Here is a 19,893-nt window from a genome sequence, read left to right on the forward strand (position 1 = left end):
GAGCGGGCGAGGAACGGGCGAGACGAAACGCCCCGCACCTCCCCACGGTCGTTGAGCGAGCGAGGAACGAGCGAGACGAAACGCCCCGCACCTCCCCACGGTCGTTGAGCGAGCGAGGAACGAGCGAGACGAAACGCCCCGCACACGGCGCAGATCGTCGACTCGAGGTGTTTTGTCTCGGTCGCTGGCGCTCCCTCGCTCAACGACCGGAGAGGGGGTCTCCGATCATGGCCCGGGCGCCGTGCGAAGATGGATGCGCCATGCCGACCGACGCGCCTTCCAACCTGCCCCCGGTACTCCGCCCCGACGCGCCGCCGACCCATTCCCTCGCGGATCTCGCGGCGCGCTTCGCCGTCGACGTCCGCGGCGACGTCGCCGACGTCGCGCTGACCGGCATCACCCTCGCGACCGCCGATCTCCGCCCCGGCGACGTGTTCGTCGCCGTCCAGGGCGTCTACCGCCACGGCGCGGAGTTCACCGCGACGGCGGCGGAGAAGGGTGCCGTCGCGGTCGTGACCGACGCCGCCGGTGCCGACGTCGCCGCCGCGAGCGGGCTGCCGGTGGTGCTGGTCGACAACCCCCGCGCTCTGCTCGGCGAGCTGTCGGCGTGGGTGTACAGCACGGGCCGCGACGACGACCTGCCCCTCCTGTTCGGCACGACCGGCACCAACGGCAAGACCAGCGTGTCGCACCTGCTCGAGGGAATCCTCGGCCAGCTCGGGGCGACGACCGGACTCTCCTCCACCGCCGAGCGCCACATCGCCGGCCAGATCGTCGTGTCCCGGCTGACGACGCCCGAGGCCTACGAGATGCACGCCCTCCTCGCTCTCATGCGCGAGCGCGGCGTCGAGGCCGTCGCGGTCGAGGTGAGCGCGCAGGCGCTCAGCCGCCGTCGCGTCGACGGCATCGTGTTCGACGTCGCCGGCTTCACCAACCTCACCCACGACCACCTCGACGACTACGCCGACATGCGCGAGTACTTCGAGGCGAAGCTGCCCCTGTTCCGACCCGACCGCGCGCGCCGCGCCGTCGTCTGCATCGACTCCGAACCCGGTGCGGAGGTCGTGGCGCGCAGCGAGGTGCAGACTGTCACGGTGGGCACACCCGCCCTCGCCTCGGATCCGGATGCCGCAGCCGCCGCAGACTGGGTCGTCGACATCCTCGACGAGCGACCGGTCGGCACCGAGTTCCGCCTCACCGCCCGCGACGGCCGCACCCTGACGACCCTCGTCCCCGTGATCGGACGCCACATGGCCGCCAACGCCGGCCTCGCGATCGTGATGATCCTGGAGGGCGGCTACGCGTGGGAGCGGCTCGTGGCGGCGCTCGACGGCGACCGCATCGAGGCCTACCTGCCGGGGCGCACCGAGCTCGTCTCGGGAGAGACCGGCCCTGCCGTCTACGTCGACTTCGGGCACTCGCCCGACGCGTTCGAGAAGACGCTCGCCGCGGTGCGCCGTGTGACACCCGGCAAGGTCATCATGCTGTTCGGCGCCGACGGGGACCGCGACGCCACCAAGCGGCACGACATGGGGCGCACCGGGGTAGAGGGCAGCGACATCCTCGTCGTCACCGACCACCACCCGCGCCACGAGGATCCCGATTCGATCCGCGCCACTCTCGTCGAAGGCGCACGCCGGGCGCAGCCGGATGCCGAGATCCACGAGTTCTCCCCGCCCGAGCGCGCCATCATCGAGGCCGTCGCGCTGGTCGGCGACGGCGACGCGATCTTGTGGGCCGGGCCCGGACATCAGGACTATCGCGACATCCGCGGCGTCCGCACGCCCTACTCGGCACGAGAGCTCGCCCGTCGCGCCCTGCGCGAGGCCGGCTGGCCCGTGCCCGAACCGCACTGGCCGGTGCCGTACCCGGAGCACGAGACCCCGGCATCCGATCCCCTCCGCCCGGTATATCCCACGACCTGACGCGTCTGCTCCCCGCGCGTTTCGCGCGCCCGCGCCCCGCTCCCGCGCGCGGCGCTCGCCCGTCGCGCGAGGCCGGATCGATCACCGCCGGGCGGCGGCAGGCGGGCGGCGCGGAGACGGCGGGGCGGGATCAGGATGCCGCGGCGATCGCCTTGTCGGCGGCGCGGCGGGCCCACTCCTCGGCGTCGGCGAGCGCGGCCCGCGTCAGCGCGTCGGGAGCGTCGTGCGCATCGACGACGCGGGCGATGACATCGATGATCCCGGGGAAGCTCAGCCGGCCCTCGTGGAAGGCATCCACAGCCTGCTCGTTCGCGGCGTTGAACACGGCGGGGTAGGTTCCGCCCGCGCGACCGACCTGCTTCGCCAGGCGCACCGCGGGAAACGCGGCGTCGTCGAGCGGCTCGAACGTCCACGCGGTCGCCGTCGTCCAGTCCAGCGGCCGGCCCACTCCTGCGATGCGGTTCGGCCAGTCGAGCCCGAGCGAGATCGGCAGGCGCATATCAGGCGGCGACGCCTGCGCGATCGTGGATCCGTCGACGAACTCGACCATCGAGTGCACGATCGACTGCGGGTGCACCACGACGTCGATGTCCGAGTAGGACACGCCGAAGAGGAGGTGCGCCTCGATCACCTCGAGCCCCTTGTTCACGAGGGTCGCCGAGTTCGTCGTGACGACGCGCCCCATGTCCCAGGTGGGATGGGCGAGGGCCTCGGCGGGCGTGACGGCATCGAGCGAGGCGCGGCTGCGCCCCCGGAACGGACCGCCGGACGCCGTCAGCACGAGCCGGCGCACCTCGCTGCGCTCCCCCGACCGCAGTGCCTGCGCGATCGCCGAGTGCTCGGAGTCGACCGGCACGATCTGTCCGGGACGCGCGAGTGCGGTGACGAGGTCTCCGCCGACGATCAGCGACTCCTTGTTGGCGAGCGCGAGCGTGCGGCCGGTCTCGAGGGCCGCGAGAGTCGGTCCGAGGCCGACGGAGCCGGTGATGCCGTTGAGCACGACATCGGCTTCGACGTCGCGGACCAGCTGCTCGGCCTCCACCGCGCCGAGGGCGGTGCTCTCGACTCCGAACTCGGCGGCCTGCGCGTCGAGGCCGACGCGATCGGAGCCCGCAGCGAGGCCGACGATCTCGAACTGCCGGGGATTGGCCCGCACGACGTCGAGCGCCTGAGTGCCGATGGAACCGGTCGAGCCGAGGATCAGGACGCGCCGCATCCGGCCAGCCTATCGCCGGGCCGGATGCGGTCGAAGTCTCTCCGGGGTCGACTACTCGGCGGCGGCGGCCCGCTGCACGCCCAGGATGTCGATGACGAAGACGAGCGTCTCGCCCTTCAGGTCCTGGTCATTGATCTCGCCCTCGCCGTAGCCGGCCGCCGGCGGGATCACCACGAGCACCTGCGAGCCGACCGTCTGACCCTCGAGCGCCTGCTGGAAGCCCGCGACGACGCCGGTCGTCTGGAACTGCGCGGGCGTTCCGCGGCTCCAGCTGGAGTCGAACTCGGTGCCGTCCGACCACTTGACGCCGCGGTACTGCACGAACACGGTGTCACCCGATTCGACGGTCGCGCCGTCGCCGAGCTTGAGATCGGCGATCTGCACCTCGGCCGGCGGCTCCTCCTCGGGAACCGTGATGGTCGGCGCGCCGTCATCCTCCAGCTCGACTTCCGGCATGCCTTCCACCGGGTCCTGCTCGGCACCGGTGGCGACCGTCGGAAGCTGGTCGATGGACTGCGCGACGACGACGGCGTTGGCGGCGCCCTCGCCCAGCATGGAGCCGGGGATGGTGAACGCGGTGGCGGAGCCGAGCGGCGTGCAGAGCACGCTGCTGCCGAAGATGCCGCTGCCGTCGACGATGATCGGGACGAGGCCCGAGTCGTCGGGCGTGGTGGTGGCCGAATCGAGCAGCACCTCGCCCGTGGTCGGGTCGATGATGAGGTACTGGCCGGAGACGAGCTCGCCGACAGCGAGGTCGTCACCGTCGGCATCCTCGGCGATGGTCCGCTGAAGCTCCGCGAACTCGAGATCGGCCGGCACCTCCGCCGTCAGCTCGGGGGCGGTGCCGGAGACGGTGATCGCGTCGGAGTCGGCGCCGGGCTGCGGATCGAGTCCGCAATCCGAGCCGGCCGCACTCGACGACGGGCTGGGAGTGGCGTCCGGCTCGGCAGAGCCGGCGCAGCCGGCGAGCAGGAGGGCCGACATCGCGGCGACGGACAGGGCGGCGAGCGGGCGAATGCGCACGGAACAACCTCGAGACGTGGAAGGGAAGTGTCCATCTTTTCGCATCTTTGCTCCGTTCGTGCTGGGAAACGGCTATGCCGATACCGGAATGCAATCGGGGGTACCCTCGACGGGTGACTTCCGACCTCGTACCCGGCGCCGATGACAACGCCGGCGAATCGCCGGAAGCGCCCGAATCCTCCGCCGCTCCGGCTCGCCGGATGGGCTTCACCTACGCCATGGGACGCCAGATCATCCGGCCTCTCGCGCGCATCGTGTACCGCCCTCGCGTGGACGGGAAGGCGAACGTCCCGAAGTCCGGGCCGGTCATCTTCGCCAGCAATCACCTGTCGTTCATCGACTCGATCGCGATCCCCGTGGCCTCGCCCCGCCCCGTGCACTTCCTTGCGAAGGCGAGCTATTTCGAGAGCGGCCTCTCCCGCTGGTTCTTCACGGCCATCGGAGCGATCCCCGTCCAGCGCGGCGCCGGGCAGGCGGCCCTCGACGCGCTCGACCAGCAGCGCACGCTGCTCGAAGAGGGCAGCGCCGTCGCACTTTACCCGGAGGGCACGCGCTCGCTCGACGGCCGTCTCTACAAGGGGCGGACGGGCGTCGCCTTCCTCGCTCTGCAGACCGGCGCACCGGTCGTTCCCGTCGGTCTCATCGGCACCGACGACGTGATGCCGGTCGGCGCGAAGATGCCCTCGCTCAGCCACCGCATCACGGTCAGGTTCGGCGAGCCGCTCGACCTCGCGCACCACGGTCCGGCCTCGTCCGGCAAGGCCCGCCGGCTCGCCACCGACGAGATCATGGCCGCGATCCACGCCCTGTCGGGTCAGGAGCTCGCCAACGCCTACAACGAGGTCCCGGCGCAGAACACGATCGACCGAATCAAGCAGGTGCTCCCGCACGAGCGCCGCTGAGGCGCGGTTCTCCGCGGTCGACCGCACCGGTCGTCGAGCGTGGGGCAGTCAGGCGCCGGCGACAACCACCGTGGGCTCGTGGCGCACCGGGAAGTTCACCGAGTTGGCGATGAAGCACCACTCGTTCGCCTGCGCGTGCGCGGCGGTCGCGGCATCCGTCATCGATGCGTCCGCGACGGTCACGCGCGGCCGCAGCACGACCTCGCGGAAGGCGCCGCCGCCGCGCCCGTCTTCGACCATCAGACCGGATGCCTCGTCCTCGTAGCCGAGGACCACCACGCCCGCCTGCACGCAGGCGTGGAGGTACGACAGCAGATGGCACTCGCTGAGGGCGGCGAGCAGCATGTCCTCGGGGTTCCAGCGGGACGGATCGCCGCGGAACGGCTTGTCCGCCGAGGCCGGCAGCGCGGGCTTGCCGTCGATCTCGATCGTCACGGCCCGGTCGTAGTCCCGGTAGCCGGAGGTGCCGGTGCCGCGGTCACCCGTCCAGGTCGTCCGGACGGAGTATCGATGCTCGCCCCACATGAGCACAGTCTGTCATGCAGGCCGACGTCGCCTCCGGCGGTAGGCTGACGAGGTGCCGCAGACCTTCGCCGCAGCCGACGCCGTCGAACTCGCCGTTGTCGAACGCAGCGGTTTCGTCGAGTCGCGACACGCGGGCATCGCCATCGTGCTGGCCGCCGACGGCACCATCGCCGAGAAGCTCGGCGATCCGTCGGCACTGATCCTCCCCCGCTCGAGCCTCAAGCCGCTCCAGGCGCTCGCGTGCCTCTCGGCCGGCGCGCCCCTGGAGGGCGAGCAGCTCGGACTCTCCACGGCGAGCCACTCGGGCACCGAACGTCACGTCGCGGTCGTGCGCGACATCCTCTCCCTCGCCCAGCTCGGCGAGGAGGATCTCGGGTGTCCGCCCGCATGGCCGGGCGACACCGTCACCCGCGATGAGCTGGTGCGCGAGCTCGGTCAGCCGTCACGCATCCGCATGAACTGCTCGGGGAAGCACGCCACCATGCTCCTCACCAGCGTCGTCAACGGCTGGGACCCTAAGGGCTACCTCGCGCCGGGGCATCCGGTGCAGATCCTCATCCGCGAGACGATCGAGCGTCTCATCGGCGAGAAGATCGCCGCCACCGCGGTCGACGGCTGCGGCGCGCCCGTCTACGCCATGACCCTCTTCGGACTGGCCCGCGCCATCCACCGCATCGGCAACTCCTCGACCACCTCGCCGTTCGCGCTGCATCGCAGCGCCGGCGCGCTGGTCGACGCCGTTCGGGCGAACCCGTGGACGATCGACGGGCCGGGACGCGCCGACACGATCGCGATCGAGCGGCTCGGCGTCTTCGCCAAGGGCGGCGCGGAGGGCGTCATGGTGATGGTGGCCCCCGACGGCACCACCGTGACGCTCAAGATGCTGGACGGGAGCGGCCGCGCCGCCACCGCCGTCGCTCTGCGGCTGCTGGAACGCCACGGCGCGCTCGCGTCGGCCGACGTCGCCGACACGCTGTCGAAGCTTCCGCTGACCATCACGGGCGGCGGGCAGGACGTCGGGGCCATCCGCCCCGCCTTCTAGAGGCGCTCCCACGAGGAGCCCGAGCGCTCCAACGGCGGAGCGGAAAGGATCACACGATGCGGATCAGCGTCCCCACCGAGGTCAAGAACAACGAGTACCGGGTCGCCCTCACGCCTGCGGGAGTGCATGATCTGGTGGCGTCCGGCCACGAGGTGTTCGTGCAGCGCGGCGCCGGCGAGGGATCGTCCATGCCGGACGCCGAGTACGAGGCGGCCGGAGCAGTCCTGCTGGACGACGCCGCGGAGGTGTGGGAGCGGGCGGAGCTGCTACTCAAGGTCAAGGAGCCGATCGCGAGCGAGTACGGCTACTTCCGCGACGACCTCGTGCTGTTCACGTACCTGCATCTCGCCGCCGACCGCCCGCTCACCGAGCGCCTGGTCGCCGACCGCGTCACCGCCATCGCGTACGAGACGGTGCAGCTCCCCGGCGGCGGGCTGCCGCTCCTCGCGCCGATGAGCGAGGTCGCCGGGCGGCTCGCGCCGACCGTCGGCGCCGCCACGCTGATGCGCTCCGCGGGCGGGCTCGGCCTGCTGATGTCGGGAGTGCCCGGCACACGGCCGGCGACGGTGACCGTCATCGGAGGCGGTGTGGCGGGCGCGAACGCGGCCGTCATCGCGGTCGGGCTGGGCGCCGACGTCACCGTGTTCGACACCAACGTCCAGCGGCTCCGCTACCTCGACGACCACTTCCAAGGCCGGGTGAAGACCGCGGCCTCCAACCCGCTGGATCTCGACCGCGCGGTCGTCGCTTCGGACCTCGTCATCGGATCCGTGCTCATCCCCGGGGCCAAAGCCCCGAAACTCGTCACCAACGGCATGGTCGCACGCATGCGGCCGGGATCGGTGCTCGTCGACATCGCGGTGGACCAGGGCGGCTGCTTCGAAGACACCCACCCGACGACGCACGCCGACCCGACGTTCCCGGTGCACGGGAGCATCTTCTACTGCGTGGCCAACATGCCCGGCGCCGTCCCGAACACGTCGACCTCGGCCCTCACGAACGCGACCCTCCCCTATATCCGCCAGATCGCCCGGCATGGGTGGCAGGCGGCACTCCGGTCGGACGCCGCCCTCGCGACGGGCCTCAACACCGTCGGCGGCCAGGTCGCGAACGCGGGCGTAGCGATGGCGCACGATCTCGAGCTCGCACCGTTGGACGTCGCGCTCGTCTGAACGCGCAGCAGAAGCCCCGGATGCCTCGCGTCCGGGGCTTCTGCACTGTCGGGCCTGGTGCGCTGAGCTGTGCCGACGGCTGCTCCGAGGTGCGTGGCCGGCTGCGCGTGTCGCTGCCCCGCGCGACACTGGTGTCATGACGGATGACCGCGAATGGACGGTGGAAGACCATCTTCGAGGCGCCGATCCCGACGCCGTGCGCCTATGGCACCACATCGACGAGTTGATCGGCACTTTCGGCCCGGTGACGCACGCGGTGGCCAAGACCACGATCACCTTCCGCGGTCCTCGGCGCGGGTTCGCAGGCGCCCGGCCGATCCGCCAGGGTGTGCGCGGGTACTTCGACCTGATGCGCGAACTGCCCCCCGACCCCCGGATCCTCGGTGTCTCCCCCTACGGGCGGCGACTCTTCGTGCACCAGTTCCGACTCGCCGACGAGAGCGAGTTCGACGAGACCGTCGCCTCCTGGCTGCGGGAGGCGTACGAGGTGGGCTGCGGAGCGCACCTCGGCCCCTGACGCCCCGGCCCATGACGCGCCGGCTCGCTGAGCCGCGACCCGGCGAGGTCCGGCTCAGCTCAGGCCAGCCCGCCGTCGATGGACCGGGAGAAATCGGCAGGATCCTCCGGCACGAGCACTTCGGTGTCGCGGTTCAGGCTCTCACCGCGGAAGAACGGCTTGGCGCGCGGGAACGCGAACCACAGGAACATCAGCAGCACGCCGAACGCGAGTGCGCCGATGCCGAGGACGAAGGTGCCGCCGATTCCGAGCAGGACTGTGTAGCCGTAGTCGACGTCGTACATGTCGATCGCCGACTGCACGAACGCGTAGGTCAGCATGAGCGCGCCCAGGAGAGGGAACAGGAACCGGTAGAAGAAGTTCCTCGCCGACGTGAACAGCTCGCGGCGGAAGTACCAGACGCAGGCGTAGCCGGTGATCGCGTAGTAGAACGCGATGGCGAGTCCGAGCGAGAGGATGGAGTCCTGCAGGATGTTGTCGCTGATCAGGGTCATCCCGATGTAGTAGAGCGATGCGACGATGCCCATGACGAGCGTGGAGAACGACGGGGTCTTGTAGCGCGGGTGGACCGACGCGAAGCGCCGGGGAAGCGCCTTGTAGGCCGCCATCGACAGTGTGCCTCGCGCCGTGGGCAGGATCGTGGTCTGCGTCGACGAGATCGCCGAGATCATGACAGCGACCACCAGCACCCAGCCGAGCGGACCGAGCAGGCCATCCTTGATGGCGAGGAAGAAGTCGTCGGCGTTCGCCTCGTTGCCCAGGCCCGTGCCTTCGCTGCCGAGACCGGCGTACATCATCGCCGCGACGGTGACGCCGACGTAGGTCACCAGCAGGATGACCGTGGTCAGCAGCGCGGCCCGACCGGGGATGCGCTTGGGGTCCTTCGTCTCCTCGTTGAGAGCGAGGCAGGTGTCCCAACCCCAGTAGATGAAGAGCGCAAGCAGGATCGACTCGACGAAGCCGCCCCACTCCGTGAACGCGAAGGGGTTGAACCACGACCAGTCGAACGGGGTCGGGTCCGGCGCGGTGCCCGCGAAGAAGTGCCACAGCGCGGCGACGACGAAGATGGCCAGAGCGAGGTACTGGATGCCGAGCAGGACGTTCTGGATCCGTTCGCCGATCTCGACCCCGCGCCAGCTGACCCACGTCATCGCCGCGATGAACGCCACACCGGTCGCCGTGACGAGGGGGACGTTCTCCGAGAGGAGTGCGTCCTCGGCGTTGCCGACGATTCCGTCGATCAGTGCCCACAAGTAGATGCCGGCGATCTGGGCGAGGTTCGCGAGCACGACCATTCCGGCGACGGCAACGCCCCATCCGCCCATCCAGCCCACCCACGGACCGAACGCCTTCGTGCCCCACGTGAACGTGGTGCCGCAGTCCGGCACGGCGTTGTTGAGCTCACGGTAGGCGAACGCGATGAACAGCATCGGGATGAACGCGATGACGAATGCGATGGGCGCCTGAGCCCCGACGGCGAGGACGACGAACCCGAGGGTCGCCACCAGGGAGTAGACCGGAGCGGTGGACGCGAGGCCGATGACGGTGGAGCCCCAGAGGCCCAGCGTGCCGGCGGCGAGTCCCTTGCCCTCAGGCCGTTGCAGATCGATCGGGGTTGTAGCCACAGAGTGACGCTAAGCGGTGGGCGAAGAGCTGGTCAACATGCTGTCCCGACGGTTCGGCCGGACATCGCCGGAGGGAAGGACAATGCGCACGGGCTCCGCTCCGGCCGAGATGAGCCAGGCGCGCCCCGCGCCGGGCTCGCAGTACGGCGGCACGCCGCGGTACCCGGCCACGACGCGAAGTTCTGCGGCGCAGGTCGTGTCGACGACCAGGTCGTGGTCGCCCCGCACGTCGGCGAGCAGGCGCCAGTGACGCTGCCAGTCGTCGGGCTCGCCGACGATGACGACGCACGCGTCCGCCGTGGATGCCGGATCCGTCACGTAATCGTCGACCTCGAGCACCCGCACGCCCTGCTCGCGCCAGACGGCGAGCGCCCGCCTGCCCGCCGGCGACCGGCGGGCGACCACACCGGTGAGCCGGGCCGCCGGCATCCACTGCTCATCAACCGGCGCACGCAGAGGTGGCACGGCCGGGGCCGCGGCGATCTGCACCGCACGCCCGTCGAGACGCCCGCGGCCCGCCGGCGCTGCGGGGTCGAACGCCGAGGGATCGCCGCCTGCTGCGGCGTGGTCGACGCGCGTGGGGTACGGCAGGACGAGCCGTCGTGCGAAGAGTTCGGCAACCCGCGACACCGCGCCCGTCATGCGGTGGGCGCCGGCAACGACGAGCACCCCCGCGTCCCCGGCGCGGCGGACGAGACCCTCGACGCGCTCGAGCGCGACGTGCGCGTATTCCGGGGGCAGGCGCAGCTGGAGGGCGTCGAGATCGTCGATGAGCACGACGGACCCGGCCGGGGGCAGCTCATCGTGCAGGGCGGAGACGGCGTCCCACAGGCGCTCCGGGTGCGCCGGCACCCGAACGGCGTGCCCCCGGGTCTGCGCCGCGATGACCTCGAGCACGTTGGAGACGCCGGACCCCGGCCCGCCGAGCACCAGCAGCGCGCGATCGGCCGCACCCACGACGGCGACCGGCTGCCGCTGACGCTCGGGCTCGTCCGCCAGGCCGAGGAGCACGCCTCCCGGTGGCGGAGGCTCCCGGCCCGCCGCGGCGCGTGCGGCGAGCTCATCGACCGTCACCAGCGCGGGCAGCGCGGGCAGCCACGGACGCGTGGGGGCGCGATGCCCGGTCCGGAGGGCCGCGGCCGCGACGTCCCGGGCGTCCGACAGGGCGATCCGCACCTGCTGGGGTGCGGTGTCTCCGGCGCGGCGCACGAATGCGGTTCCCCGCCCGGCCGCCCCGCCGGGCAGCCGAGCAGCGTCGTCGGTGCCCAGCAGTGCACGGCTGTCGACGGGATCCGTCACACGGAGGCTGATCCGCAGGGGGCAGTTCGCGAGCAGATTGTCGCGGATCACGCCGGCCGCCCGTTGTGTGCCGAGGATGAGATGGATGCCGAGCGCGCGGCCGCGAGCCGCAATGTCGACGAAGAGCCCGTGCAGTTCGGGATGGTCTGCCAGCAGCGCGGCGAATTCGTCGACCACCACGACCAACCGCGCGAGCCGCACCCGGGGATCCAGGATGTCGCGGGCGCCGGCGGCCGCGATGGTCGCCTCGCGGCGGCGCAGCTCGGCCCGCAGGCTGTCGATCGCGCGTCGTGCTCCCGAGCCGTCGAGATCGGTGATGACGCCGGTGACGTGCGGAACGCCGGCGAGGCCGTCGAAGGCGGTGCCGCCCTTGAAGTCCGCGAGCAGGAACGTCACCTCGTCGGTGGTGCGGGTCGCGCAGAGCGAGAGGATCCAGGTGATGAGCAGCTCGCTCTTGCCCGCGCCGGTGACGCCTGCGACCACGGCGTGCGGCCCGTCCCCCACGAGATCGACGACGGCCGTCCGCCCGCCGGCGACGCCGATCGGCGCGGGAAGGCCCCGCGTCGTCTCGGGAACGCCGTCGAGAAGCGGCGCCAGCGCGACGGGCTCGCCCCCGTCGCCGACGAGACCGAGGCTGCGCTCCGCCCGCGCGGTGAGGTCAGCGGCGACGTCTTCGGCCTGTGCCAGAGCGACGGCCTCGACCCGGAGCGGCACCACCTCGCCGGCGTGCTCCATCCGCGCGACACCCGGCGAGGCCACCGTCAGGACCGCCTGACACCGCGGCGGCAGCGGTTCGCCCGGACGGCACCGAGCGATGACGATGTCGGCGTCCGCGGGCGCGAGCTCGCCGGGACCGATCACCGCGAGCGCCGAACCGCCGCCTGCGCCGCGATGCGGCAGCGCCGCGATCCACTCGAGCGCCGGTCCGAGCGCTCCCACGATGCGCAGATCGCCGGGCGCGAGCGCCAAGCACAACTGCAGCACCAGCGCCCGCTGCACCGCGGCGGCGAGCGTTTCGCCGCCGACCACGACGATCCCGGCCGAGAGCGGCACCGTAACTGGGGCGCCCGCCAACCGGGCGGCCCGCCGACGCAGGTCGGCGGCATCCGGGTCTCCGTCGCCACCGGTCACCCGCACGATGCTCGGCCGCTCCCCCTCGCCGACCACGATCGACGCGGCACGACCGCCGCGCCAGATGTCGCCGCCGCCCGCGACGAGGCGGGCGACATCGGGATGCAGGGTCCACAGCTGCGCGCGCTCGCCGGTATGGCGCGCGGAGACCGCCGATGCGACCGCGGCGCGGGCGTGGGCGGCCTCTGCCGCGGCGCGCCTGCCGTCCTTCCTTGCCGCTCGGCGTGCGTCGAGCACCGTCGCCGCCGCGATCACCGGCCCCAGCAATGCGAACCACAGCGAGAACACCGAGCCGGTGACGAGCCAGAGGGCCACCGCGCCGACCACGGGGACGACGGCCGCCACGATGGGCAGCGGCGGACGCGCGGGCGGACGCCACGCTGCCGGGAGCGTCAGCGGCTCGTCGTCGGCGACAGAGACGGCAGCGGGGCCGGTGGCGGCCTCGAGGGTCGGGAGAGCGGTCGAGCGCATGCGCTCAGTCCATCCCTGCCACGGCTTCCGTGAACGACGATGACGGGGATCTGTGGATCCCCCGGCTCATTCCCCTTCTGGGGAGGAGCCGTCGTCCGCCGGCGATCCCTCGTCGGCGTCAGCATCCGCCGGACGACCGACGTCGAGCACGATGATCGTGATGTTGTCGCGCCCGCCGTTCTCGAGTGCCGCCTCCAGCATGGCGGACGCCGCGTCGGCGGGATCGGGGTTCTCGTCGAGGAAGTGACGGATGCCGTAGTCGGTGAGCTCTTTCGTCAGCCCGTCCGAGCAGATCACGAACCGGTCGCCTTCGGTCACGTCGAGGCGGACGTAGTCCGGCGTGACACCCTCGCTCGGGCCCACGGCGCGCGTGATGACGTTGCCGTACGGGTGGTTCTCGGCCTCTTCCGGACTGAGCCGGCCGGCCGCGACGAGCTCCTGCACGACGGAGTGGTCGGTCGTGATCTGGACGATCGCGCCGTCGCGCACGAGGTACACGCGCGAGTCGCCGATGTTGAGGGTCACCCAGTGCGCGGCCTCCCCCGTGGTGTCGAGGAAGACCCCCGTCACGGTGGTGCCGGTGCCGTCGTCGGTGGCCTCGGGATGCGACGCGATGTCTCTGACAGCCCGCGCCAGCGCCTTCTCGATCGTCTTCGGCGACACATGGCCGCTGTCGGCGACGGCGCGGAGGCGTTCGATGGCGCTCGCGCTCGCGATCTCACCGCCGACGTGTCCGCCCATGCCGTCTGCAACGACGAAGAGCGGATACGAGGCGAACATCGCGTCCTGGTTCACCTCGCGTCGGCGACCGGTGTCGGTCACGGCGGCCCACGAGAGCTCCAACACACCACCGGGTACCGGGACGGCGAGAGACTCGGTGGAAACCTCGGGCACGCGGTGTCCTCCCCGTCCGGTGCACGGTGGCCCTTCGCCCCCGCGTCATCACATACTAGTGGGTTACTCCACGGCGTCCTCGGACTCGGCGAGCCCTTCCACGACGATCTGCGCCGTCGTCGGCGGGGGCGCGAGCGGCACTGCCGGCACAGACACGAGGCCATCGGACTCCGCCGCACCCTCGAACTGCGCGTTGTAGAGCCGCCAGTAGGCGCCCTTCACCGCGAGCAGCTCGTCGTGGGAGCCCTGCTCCACGATCGAACCGCTCTCCATCACGAGGATGAGGTCGGCATCCCGGATCGTCGACAGGCGGTGGGCGATCACGAAGGCGGTCCGGTCCTCGCGCAGGCGCGACATCGCCCGCTGGATCAGCAGCTCGGTGCGGGTGTCGACCGACGAGGTCGCCTCGTCGAGGATGAGGATCCGCGGATCCGCCAGGAACGCGCGCGCGATCGTGATGAGCTGCCGCTCCCCGACGCTGAGGTTCGTCGCCTCGTCGTCGAGCACTGTGTCGTAGCCCTCGGGCAGCGCGTGCACGAAGCGGTCGACGTAGGCGGCCGTCGCGGCCGCGACGATCTCCTCCTCGGTCGCCTCCGGGCGGCCGTAGGCGATGTTCTCGCGGATCGTTCCCGAGAAGAGCCAGGTGTCCTGCAGCACCATGCCGGTGCGCGCGCGGAGGTCGTCGCGCGTCATCCTGCGCGTGTCGACAGCGCCCGCGGCCGAATCCGAAGCGGTGCCGAGGGTGATCCGGCCGGAGTCCACGTCGTAGAACCGCATGATCAGGTTCACGAGCGTCGTCTTGCCGGCGCCGGTGGGGCCCACGATCGCGACCGTGCTCCCCGGCTGAGCGGCCAGGGTCAACCCGTGGATGAGCGGCTTGTCGGCGACGTAGCGGAATGAGACGCCCTCGAACTCGAGGCGGCTGGCGGAGTCCGGGGCGGTCTCGGCCGGGTCGTCGTCGGGCGTCTGCTCGTCCTCGTCGAGCAGCTCGAACACCCGCTCGGCGCTCGCCACACCGGACTGCAGCAGGTTCGCCATGGAGCCGAGCTGGCTCAGCGGCTGCGTGAACTGGCGTGAGTACTGGATGAACGCCTGCACGTCGCCGATCGACATGAGCCCCGCCGCCACCTGCAGGCCGCCGACGACGGCGATCGCGACGTACACGAGGTTGCCGACGAACATCATGGCGGGCATGATCACGCCCGACAGGAACTGGGCGCCGAAGCTCGTGCGGTACAGCTCCTCGTTCTCGGCGCGGAAGTCGGCCTCGACCTCGTTCTGGTGGCCGAAGACCTTCACGACCGAGTGGCCCGAGAACGTCTCCTCGACGCGGGCGTTGAGGACGCCCGTCGTCTTCCACTGCTGCACGAACAGCTTCTGCGAGCGCCGCGCCACCAGCACCGTGATGAGGATGGTGAGCGGGATCGTGACGAGGGCGATGACGGCCAGGAGCGGCGAGATGATGAACATCATCGTCAGCACGCCGATCACTGTCAGCAGCGAGATGATGACCTGGGACAGCGTCTGCTGCATCGTCTGACCGATGTTGTCGACGTCGTTCGTGACGCGGCTGAGCAGCTCGCCGCGCTGCACGCGGTCGAAGTACGACAGAGGGAGCCGGTGCACCTTGTCCTCGACCTGCAGGCGCAGACGATGCATCGACCGTTGCACCACGCCGTTGAGGATGCGCGCCTGCAGCCAGCCGAAGAGGCTCGAGAACACGTAGACGGCAAGCACCAGCGCGAGGATGCGAGCGAGCTGGTCGAAGTCGATGCCCGCGCCGGGAACGAAGTCCATCGCGGCGATCATGTTCGCCTGGTCCTGGTTGCCGGAGGCGACCAGCTGGCCGACGACCTGCTGCTGGGTCGCACCTTCGGGCACCTGCAGCGAGATGAAGCCGGCGAACACCACGTTCGTGCCTTCGCCGAGCAGCTTGGGGCCGATCACCGAGAGGGTGACCGACAGAATGCTGAACGCGAGCACGACGATCAGCTGCGGCATCTCGGAGCGCAGGGTGCCGAGCAGCCGCTTCGCGCTGGGGCCGAAGTTGTTCGCCTTGGCAGCCGGCACGCCGGCACCGCCGAACGGGCCGCCGCGAGGACCGACCGGGGCGGGACGGGAGTTCTGGGCGCTGCTCATGCCGCCTCCGCCGCGAGCTGGGACTCCACGATCTCGCGGTACGTCTGGCATGTCTCGACGAGGTCGTCGTGCGCGCCGATGCCCACGACGCGTCCGTGATCGAGCACAACGATCTGATCGGCGTGCTGGATCGTCGACACGCGCTGCGCGACGACGAGCCTCGTCGCATCGGGCAGGTGCCTGTCCAGCGCGCGCCGCAGCTCGGCATCCGTCCGCAGATCCAGAGCCGAGAACGAGTCGTCGAAGATGTATACCTCCGGCCGTTTCACGAGGGCCCGCGCGATCGCGAGCCGCTGCCGCTGTCCACCCGAGACGTTGGTGCCGCCCTGTGCGATCTGCGCTTCGAGGCCGTCGGGCATGGCGCGCACGAATTCGGCCCCCTGTGCCAGCTCCAACGCCTCCCAGAGCTGTTCGTCGGTGGCGTCGCGGTCGCCGTAGCGCAGGTTCGACGCGATCGTGCCCGAGAACAGGAAGGCGCGCTGCGGCACGAGCCCCACGCGGGTCCACAGCTCGTCGGGGTCGTACTCGCGGACGTCGACGCCGTCGATGCGGACGCTGCCTGCCGTCACATCGAATAGGCGCGGCACGAGGCTGATCAGGGTGGTCTTGCCCGAACCGGTCGATCCGATGACGGCCGTCGTCGTACCCGGCTCGACGGTGAAGGTCAGATCGTGCAGCACGGCCTCTTCGGCGCCCGGATAGGCGAAGTCGACGTGGTCGAACTCGATGCGGCCTACAGGGGCGGGAGCGGATGCGGGGACCGCCGGCGCCGAGACCGACGGCTCCGCTTCGAGCACCTCGCCGATGCGATTCGCGCAGACCGCCGCGCGCGGGATCATGACGAACATGAACGTCGCCATCATGACGCCCATGAGGATCTGCATGAGGTAGGTGAGGAAGGCGAACAGCGTGCCGATCTGCACACCGCTGTTCTGCACCTGGAAGGCTCCGAACCAGATGACGGCGACGCTCGAGAGGTTCATGACGAGCATGACGGCGGGGAACATCAGCGCCATCAGATTGCCGGCGCGCAGCGCGGTGTCTTTGACGTCGTCGCTGGCGCGCGCGAACCGTGCCCGCTCCTGCCTCTCTCGCACGAAGGCGCGTACGACGCGGATGCCGGTCAGCTGCTCGCGCATGATCTGGTTGACGCGGTCGATCCGCGTCTGCATCAGCGTGAACGCCGGCACCATGCGCCAGACGATCAGTCCCACGATGACCAGCAGCACCGGGATCGCCACCGCCATCAGCCACGAGAGGCCGACGTCCTGGCTCACCGCCATGATGACGCCCCCGATCGCCAGCATCGGCGCCGAGATCATCAGCGTCGCCGACACCTGCACCAGCATCTGCACCTGCTGCACGTCGTTGGTGTTCCGCGTGATGAGCGACGGCGCGCCGAACTGCCCCACCTCGCGCTGCGAGAACGCGACCACGCGATGGAAGAGGTCGCCGCGCAGGTCGCGGCCCATCCCCATGGCGAGCCGCGAGCCGAAGTACACGGCGACGATCGCGCACACGACCTGCACCAGGCTGACGATCAGCATGACGCCGCCGGTGGACCAGATGTACGGGATGTCGCCGGTCACGACGCCGTTGTCGATGATGTCGGCGTTGAGCGTCGGCAACCAGAGCGATGCGATCGACTGGGCCAGCTGGAAGACGACGACGGCCACGATGAGCGGCCAGGCCGGGCTGAGGTAGCGCACCAGGAGCTTTCCGAGCACGACGGTCCTTTCGAAGCGCGGAACCCGTCCGCCCTCGCGGACCACGCACGAGATGTGACGCTACGCCTGCGCGCGCGCCGCCGACAAGCCGTCGCCTACGCCGTCGGCGAACTCACTCCCGGCGCCGGCCCGGGCGCGGTCAGGCGCTCTCGGGGACGGGGAACAGCGTGTCGATCGCGTCGAGATCGGCCTGCGACGGCGTCCACGCCGAGGCCGCTGCCGCGTTGGACCGCACCTGTTCGGGCGTCGTCGCGCCGGCGATGACGCTCGAGAGCGCCGGGTGCGACAGCAGCCATCCGAAGGTGGCCTCGAGCATCGTGATGCCACGGTCGTCGCACAACGCCTGGAAGGCCTCGAGCGCGTCCCAGGGCGCGTCGTCGTAGATGTGCCGGCGCTGCCGGATGATGCGCGTGTCGGCGGGTGCGGTATCCCGTGTGAACTTGCCGGTCAGCAGTCCGTTGTGCAGCGGGAAGTAGGGGAAGAACCCCAGGCGGTACCGCTCGACGGCGCGCAGCACGTCCCGCTCCGCGCCGCGCGACAGCAGGCTGTACTGGTTCTGCGACGAGACGAACGGCACGCCGTGGCGCATGAGCGCGGCGCAGTGTCCCTCGGCGATCTGCCACCCCGCGAAGTTCGAGTGGCCGATGTAGCGCACCTTGCCCTCCCGCACCAGGTCGCCGAGCACATCGAGGGTCTCTTCGAGCGGGGTGTCGTCGTCGGGCACGTGCAGCTGGTACAGATCGATCCAGTCGGTCTGCAGGCGTGTGAGGGATGCCTCGACCGCGCGCCGCACGTACGACCGCGAGCCCTTCGCACCCGACGGCGGGTAGCCCATGTCGCGACCGGGATGCCCGAACTTCGTCGCCAGGGTGACCTGATCGCGGCGGCCGCGGAGCGCCTCGCCCATGAGCGTCTCGGACTGACCGGGCTCGCCGCCGTACATGTCGGCCGTGTCGAGGAACGTCACGCCGGCGTCGATCGCGGCGTCCAGCACGGCACGGGTGCCCTCGAGCGTCTCGGTGTGCGTGCCCTCACGTCCGAAGTTGTTGCAGCCGAGGCCGACGGCGGAGACGAGGAGGCCGGACGCGCCGACCCGGCGCAGCGGAACAGTCGAGGTCATGCGTCCACGTTATCCCCGCGGACGGATGCCGCCGCCCGGGTTGCGCGAGCGGCACCGCCTCGACCCGCCGCTCCCCTGGCTCGTCTGCCGCAGGCAGCGCGCAGCACGACAGCCCCCCGCCGGGCGGCGAGGGGCTGTCGAGGAGTGCTACGGCTTCGGTGCCTCCGGCGCGGGAGGCCCGGTGACCGGCGGCTCGGGAGCCGGCGGGGTTCCCGGCGCAGGCGGCGGAGACACGGGCGGCTGCGCAGCCGCGGGCGGCGCAGCGGGCGCGGCGGGCGGCGGCGTGTAGCCGGCGGGAGGTGCCGGCGGCGCGGTGTAGCCGGCCGGAGGTGCCGGCGGCGGGGTGTATCCGGCCGGCGGCTGGTAGCCCGCGGGAGCGCCATAGCCGGGCGCGGTCGCCGGGTTGGCGGGGTAGCCCCCGGACGGCGCCTGGGACGGGACACCCGACCACACGGTGGTGTCGGCCAGGAAGTTGCCCGCCCACGGAGCCGCCGGGATGGCGGTGTTCCACCGCGAGCGGTCGAACGCGTTGATGCCGAGCCAGACGATGGCCAGGAAGAAGTAGAGGATCAGCCAGACGGCTTCCTTCTGCAGCTTGAGCCCCACCCGCCAGGCGGCCAGGAGCGTGTAGAGGAAGGCGGCGAGGCCGATGAGCGAGCCGAGCACCGGCACCCAGCCGAGCACGATTCCGCCGCCCCACAGCACCAGCAGCCACCACGGGTTGAGGTCGCCGAGCTTGACGAAGATCAGGGTGTTGTAGACCGGCACCCACGCGCGCCAGCGGCCCTGCACTCCCGCCTTGTCGAAGATCTTCATCAGGAACCACGAGCCGATGACATAGCCGGCGATCGCGAGCAGGAAGAAGAATGGTGCGAGGACAAGCCAGGCGATGAGCGCCCCTGCCCCGCTGCCGTCGTTGTAGTCCATGGTCATGGTGGAGCGACCTCCGAGAGAGTCGATTCGCGACGCATCGGGACGCGCCCGCGGAGCCCCTGCTCCGCTCGACACATGCTAGCGAGGCTCACAGCTTCCTGTCAGCATTGAGGTCATATCGGGGGATGACCCCCTCGCGTGCCGGTGGATAGCCTGAGCACACAACCCGATCGAAGGGCCGCCATGACCGACCAGACTCCTTCCGCTCCCACTCCCCCGCCGCTGCCGCCGC

Annotated in this window: 15 protein-coding genes; 5 read left to right on the forward strand and 10 right to left on the reverse strand. The window is 70.9% G+C overall.

From position 1 onward, the window contains the following. Positions 1-260 precede the first annotated feature (260 nt). The gene (locus tag B2K11_RS13905; protein ID WP_163618908.1) at positions 261-1,925 is read left to right on the forward strand and encodes a UDP-N-acetylmuramoyl-L-alanyl-D-glutamate--2,6-diaminopimelate ligase; all 1,665 of its coding nucleotides are present in this window, start codon (positions 261-263) and stop codon (positions 1,923-1,925) included. 130 nt (positions 1,926-2,055) lie between these two features. On the opposite strand, the gene dxr is transcribed toward B2K11_RS13905, so the two are convergent. Then, complete coding sequence (gene dxr / locus B2K11_RS13910; protein WP_163618910.1) at positions 2,056-3,141, reverse strand: 1-deoxy-D-xylulose-5-phosphate reductoisomerase; 1,086 nt, start codon at positions 3,139-3,141, stop codon at positions 2,056-2,058. A 51-nt stretch (positions 3,142-3,192) separates the two neighbouring features. Further along, entirely contained in the window at positions 3,193-4,164 is a 972-nt protein-coding gene (locus B2K11_RS13915) for an FKBP-type peptidyl-prolyl cis-trans isomerase (protein ID WP_163618912.1), read from the reverse strand. 200 nt (positions 4,165-4,364) lie between these two features. On the opposite strand from B2K11_RS13915, the gene B2K11_RS13920 reads away from it, so the two are divergent. Continuing rightward, positions 4,365-5,066 (forward strand): lysophospholipid acyltransferase family protein, encoded by a 702-nt coding sequence (locus tag B2K11_RS13920; protein ID WP_163618934.1) that lies wholly within the window; start codon positions 4,365-4,367, stop codon positions 5,064-5,066. 48 nt (positions 5,067-5,114) lie between these two features. Here the strand turns inward: B2K11_RS13920 and B2K11_RS13925 are convergent, their stop codons facing one another. Then, entirely contained in the window at positions 5,115-5,591 is a 477-nt protein-coding gene (locus B2K11_RS13925; protein WP_163618914.1) for an OsmC family protein, read from the reverse strand. 52 nt (positions 5,592-5,643) lie between these two features. Between B2K11_RS13925 and B2K11_RS13930 the strand changes: the two genes are divergently transcribed. The 3 genes from B2K11_RS13930 (at position 5,644) to B2K11_RS13940 (ending at position 8,322) form a co-directional block, all read left to right on the forward strand. Further along, complete coding sequence (locus B2K11_RS13930; protein ID WP_163618916.1) at positions 5,644-6,633, forward strand: asparaginase; 990 nt, start codon at positions 5,644-5,646, stop codon at positions 6,631-6,633. A gap of 56 nt (positions 6,634-6,689) precedes the next feature. Further along, on the forward strand, positions 6,690-7,805 hold the full coding sequence (gene ald / locus B2K11_RS13935) for an alanine dehydrogenase (protein WP_163618918.1): 1,116 nt from the start codon (positions 6,690-6,692) through the stop codon (positions 7,803-7,805). 136 nt (positions 7,806-7,941) lie between these two features. After that, complete coding sequence (locus tag B2K11_RS13940) at positions 7,942-8,322, forward strand: DUF5655 domain-containing protein (RefSeq protein WP_163618920.1); 381 nt, start codon at positions 7,942-7,944, stop codon at positions 8,320-8,322. Between the two features lie 59 nt (positions 8,323-8,381). Here B2K11_RS13940 and B2K11_RS13945 read toward each other — a convergent pair whose 3' ends face one another. The 7 genes from B2K11_RS13945 to B2K11_RS13975 form a co-directional block, all read right to left on the reverse strand. Then, a complete protein-coding gene (locus tag B2K11_RS13945; RefSeq protein WP_163618922.1) occupies positions 8,382-9,947 on the reverse strand; it encodes an APC family permease in 1,566 nt (521 codons plus the stop codon). A 9-nt stretch (positions 9,948-9,956) separates the two neighbouring features. Continuing rightward, a complete protein-coding gene (locus tag B2K11_RS13950) occupies positions 9,957-12,848 on the reverse strand; it encodes an FtsK/SpoIIIE domain-containing protein (RefSeq protein ID WP_163618924.1) in 2,892 nt (963 codons plus the stop codon). A gap of 66 nt (positions 12,849-12,914) precedes the next feature. After that, positions 12,915-13,742, reverse strand: a complete 828-nt coding sequence (locus B2K11_RS13955) for a protein phosphatase 2C domain-containing protein (RefSeq protein WP_163618926.1) — start codon at positions 13,740-13,742, stop codon at positions 12,915-12,917. A 63-nt stretch (positions 13,743-13,805) separates the two neighbouring features. After that, the gene (locus tag B2K11_RS13960) at positions 13,806-15,881 is read right to left on the reverse strand and encodes an ABC transporter ATP-binding protein (RefSeq protein WP_163618928.1); all 2,076 of its coding nucleotides are present in this window, start codon (positions 15,879-15,881) and stop codon (positions 13,806-13,808) included. Continuing rightward, the gene (locus B2K11_RS13965) at positions 15,878-17,608 is read right to left on the reverse strand and encodes an ABC transporter ATP-binding protein (protein WP_163618930.1); all 1,731 of its coding nucleotides are present in this window, start codon (positions 17,606-17,608) and stop codon (positions 15,878-15,880) included. The genes B2K11_RS13960 and B2K11_RS13965 overlap by 4 nt, the downstream gene beginning before the upstream one ends. A gap of 139 nt (positions 17,609-17,747) precedes the next feature. Then, positions 17,748-18,728: an aldo/keto reductase gene (locus B2K11_RS13970; protein ID WP_163618932.1), complete on the reverse strand. Its 981-nt coding sequence runs from the start codon at positions 18,726-18,728 to the stop codon at positions 17,748-17,750. 147 nt (positions 18,729-18,875) lie between these two features. Further along, positions 18,876-19,661, reverse strand: a complete 786-nt coding sequence (locus B2K11_RS13975; protein ID WP_239526064.1) for a DUF5684 domain-containing protein — start codon at positions 19,659-19,661, stop codon at positions 18,876-18,878. Between the last annotated feature and the right edge of the window lie 232 nt (positions 19,662-19,893).

The sequence above is a fragment of the Microbacterium sp. B35-30 genome (genome assembly GCF_010634855.1).
Lineage (GTDB): Bacteria > Actinomycetota > Actinomycetes > Actinomycetales > Microbacteriaceae > Microbacterium.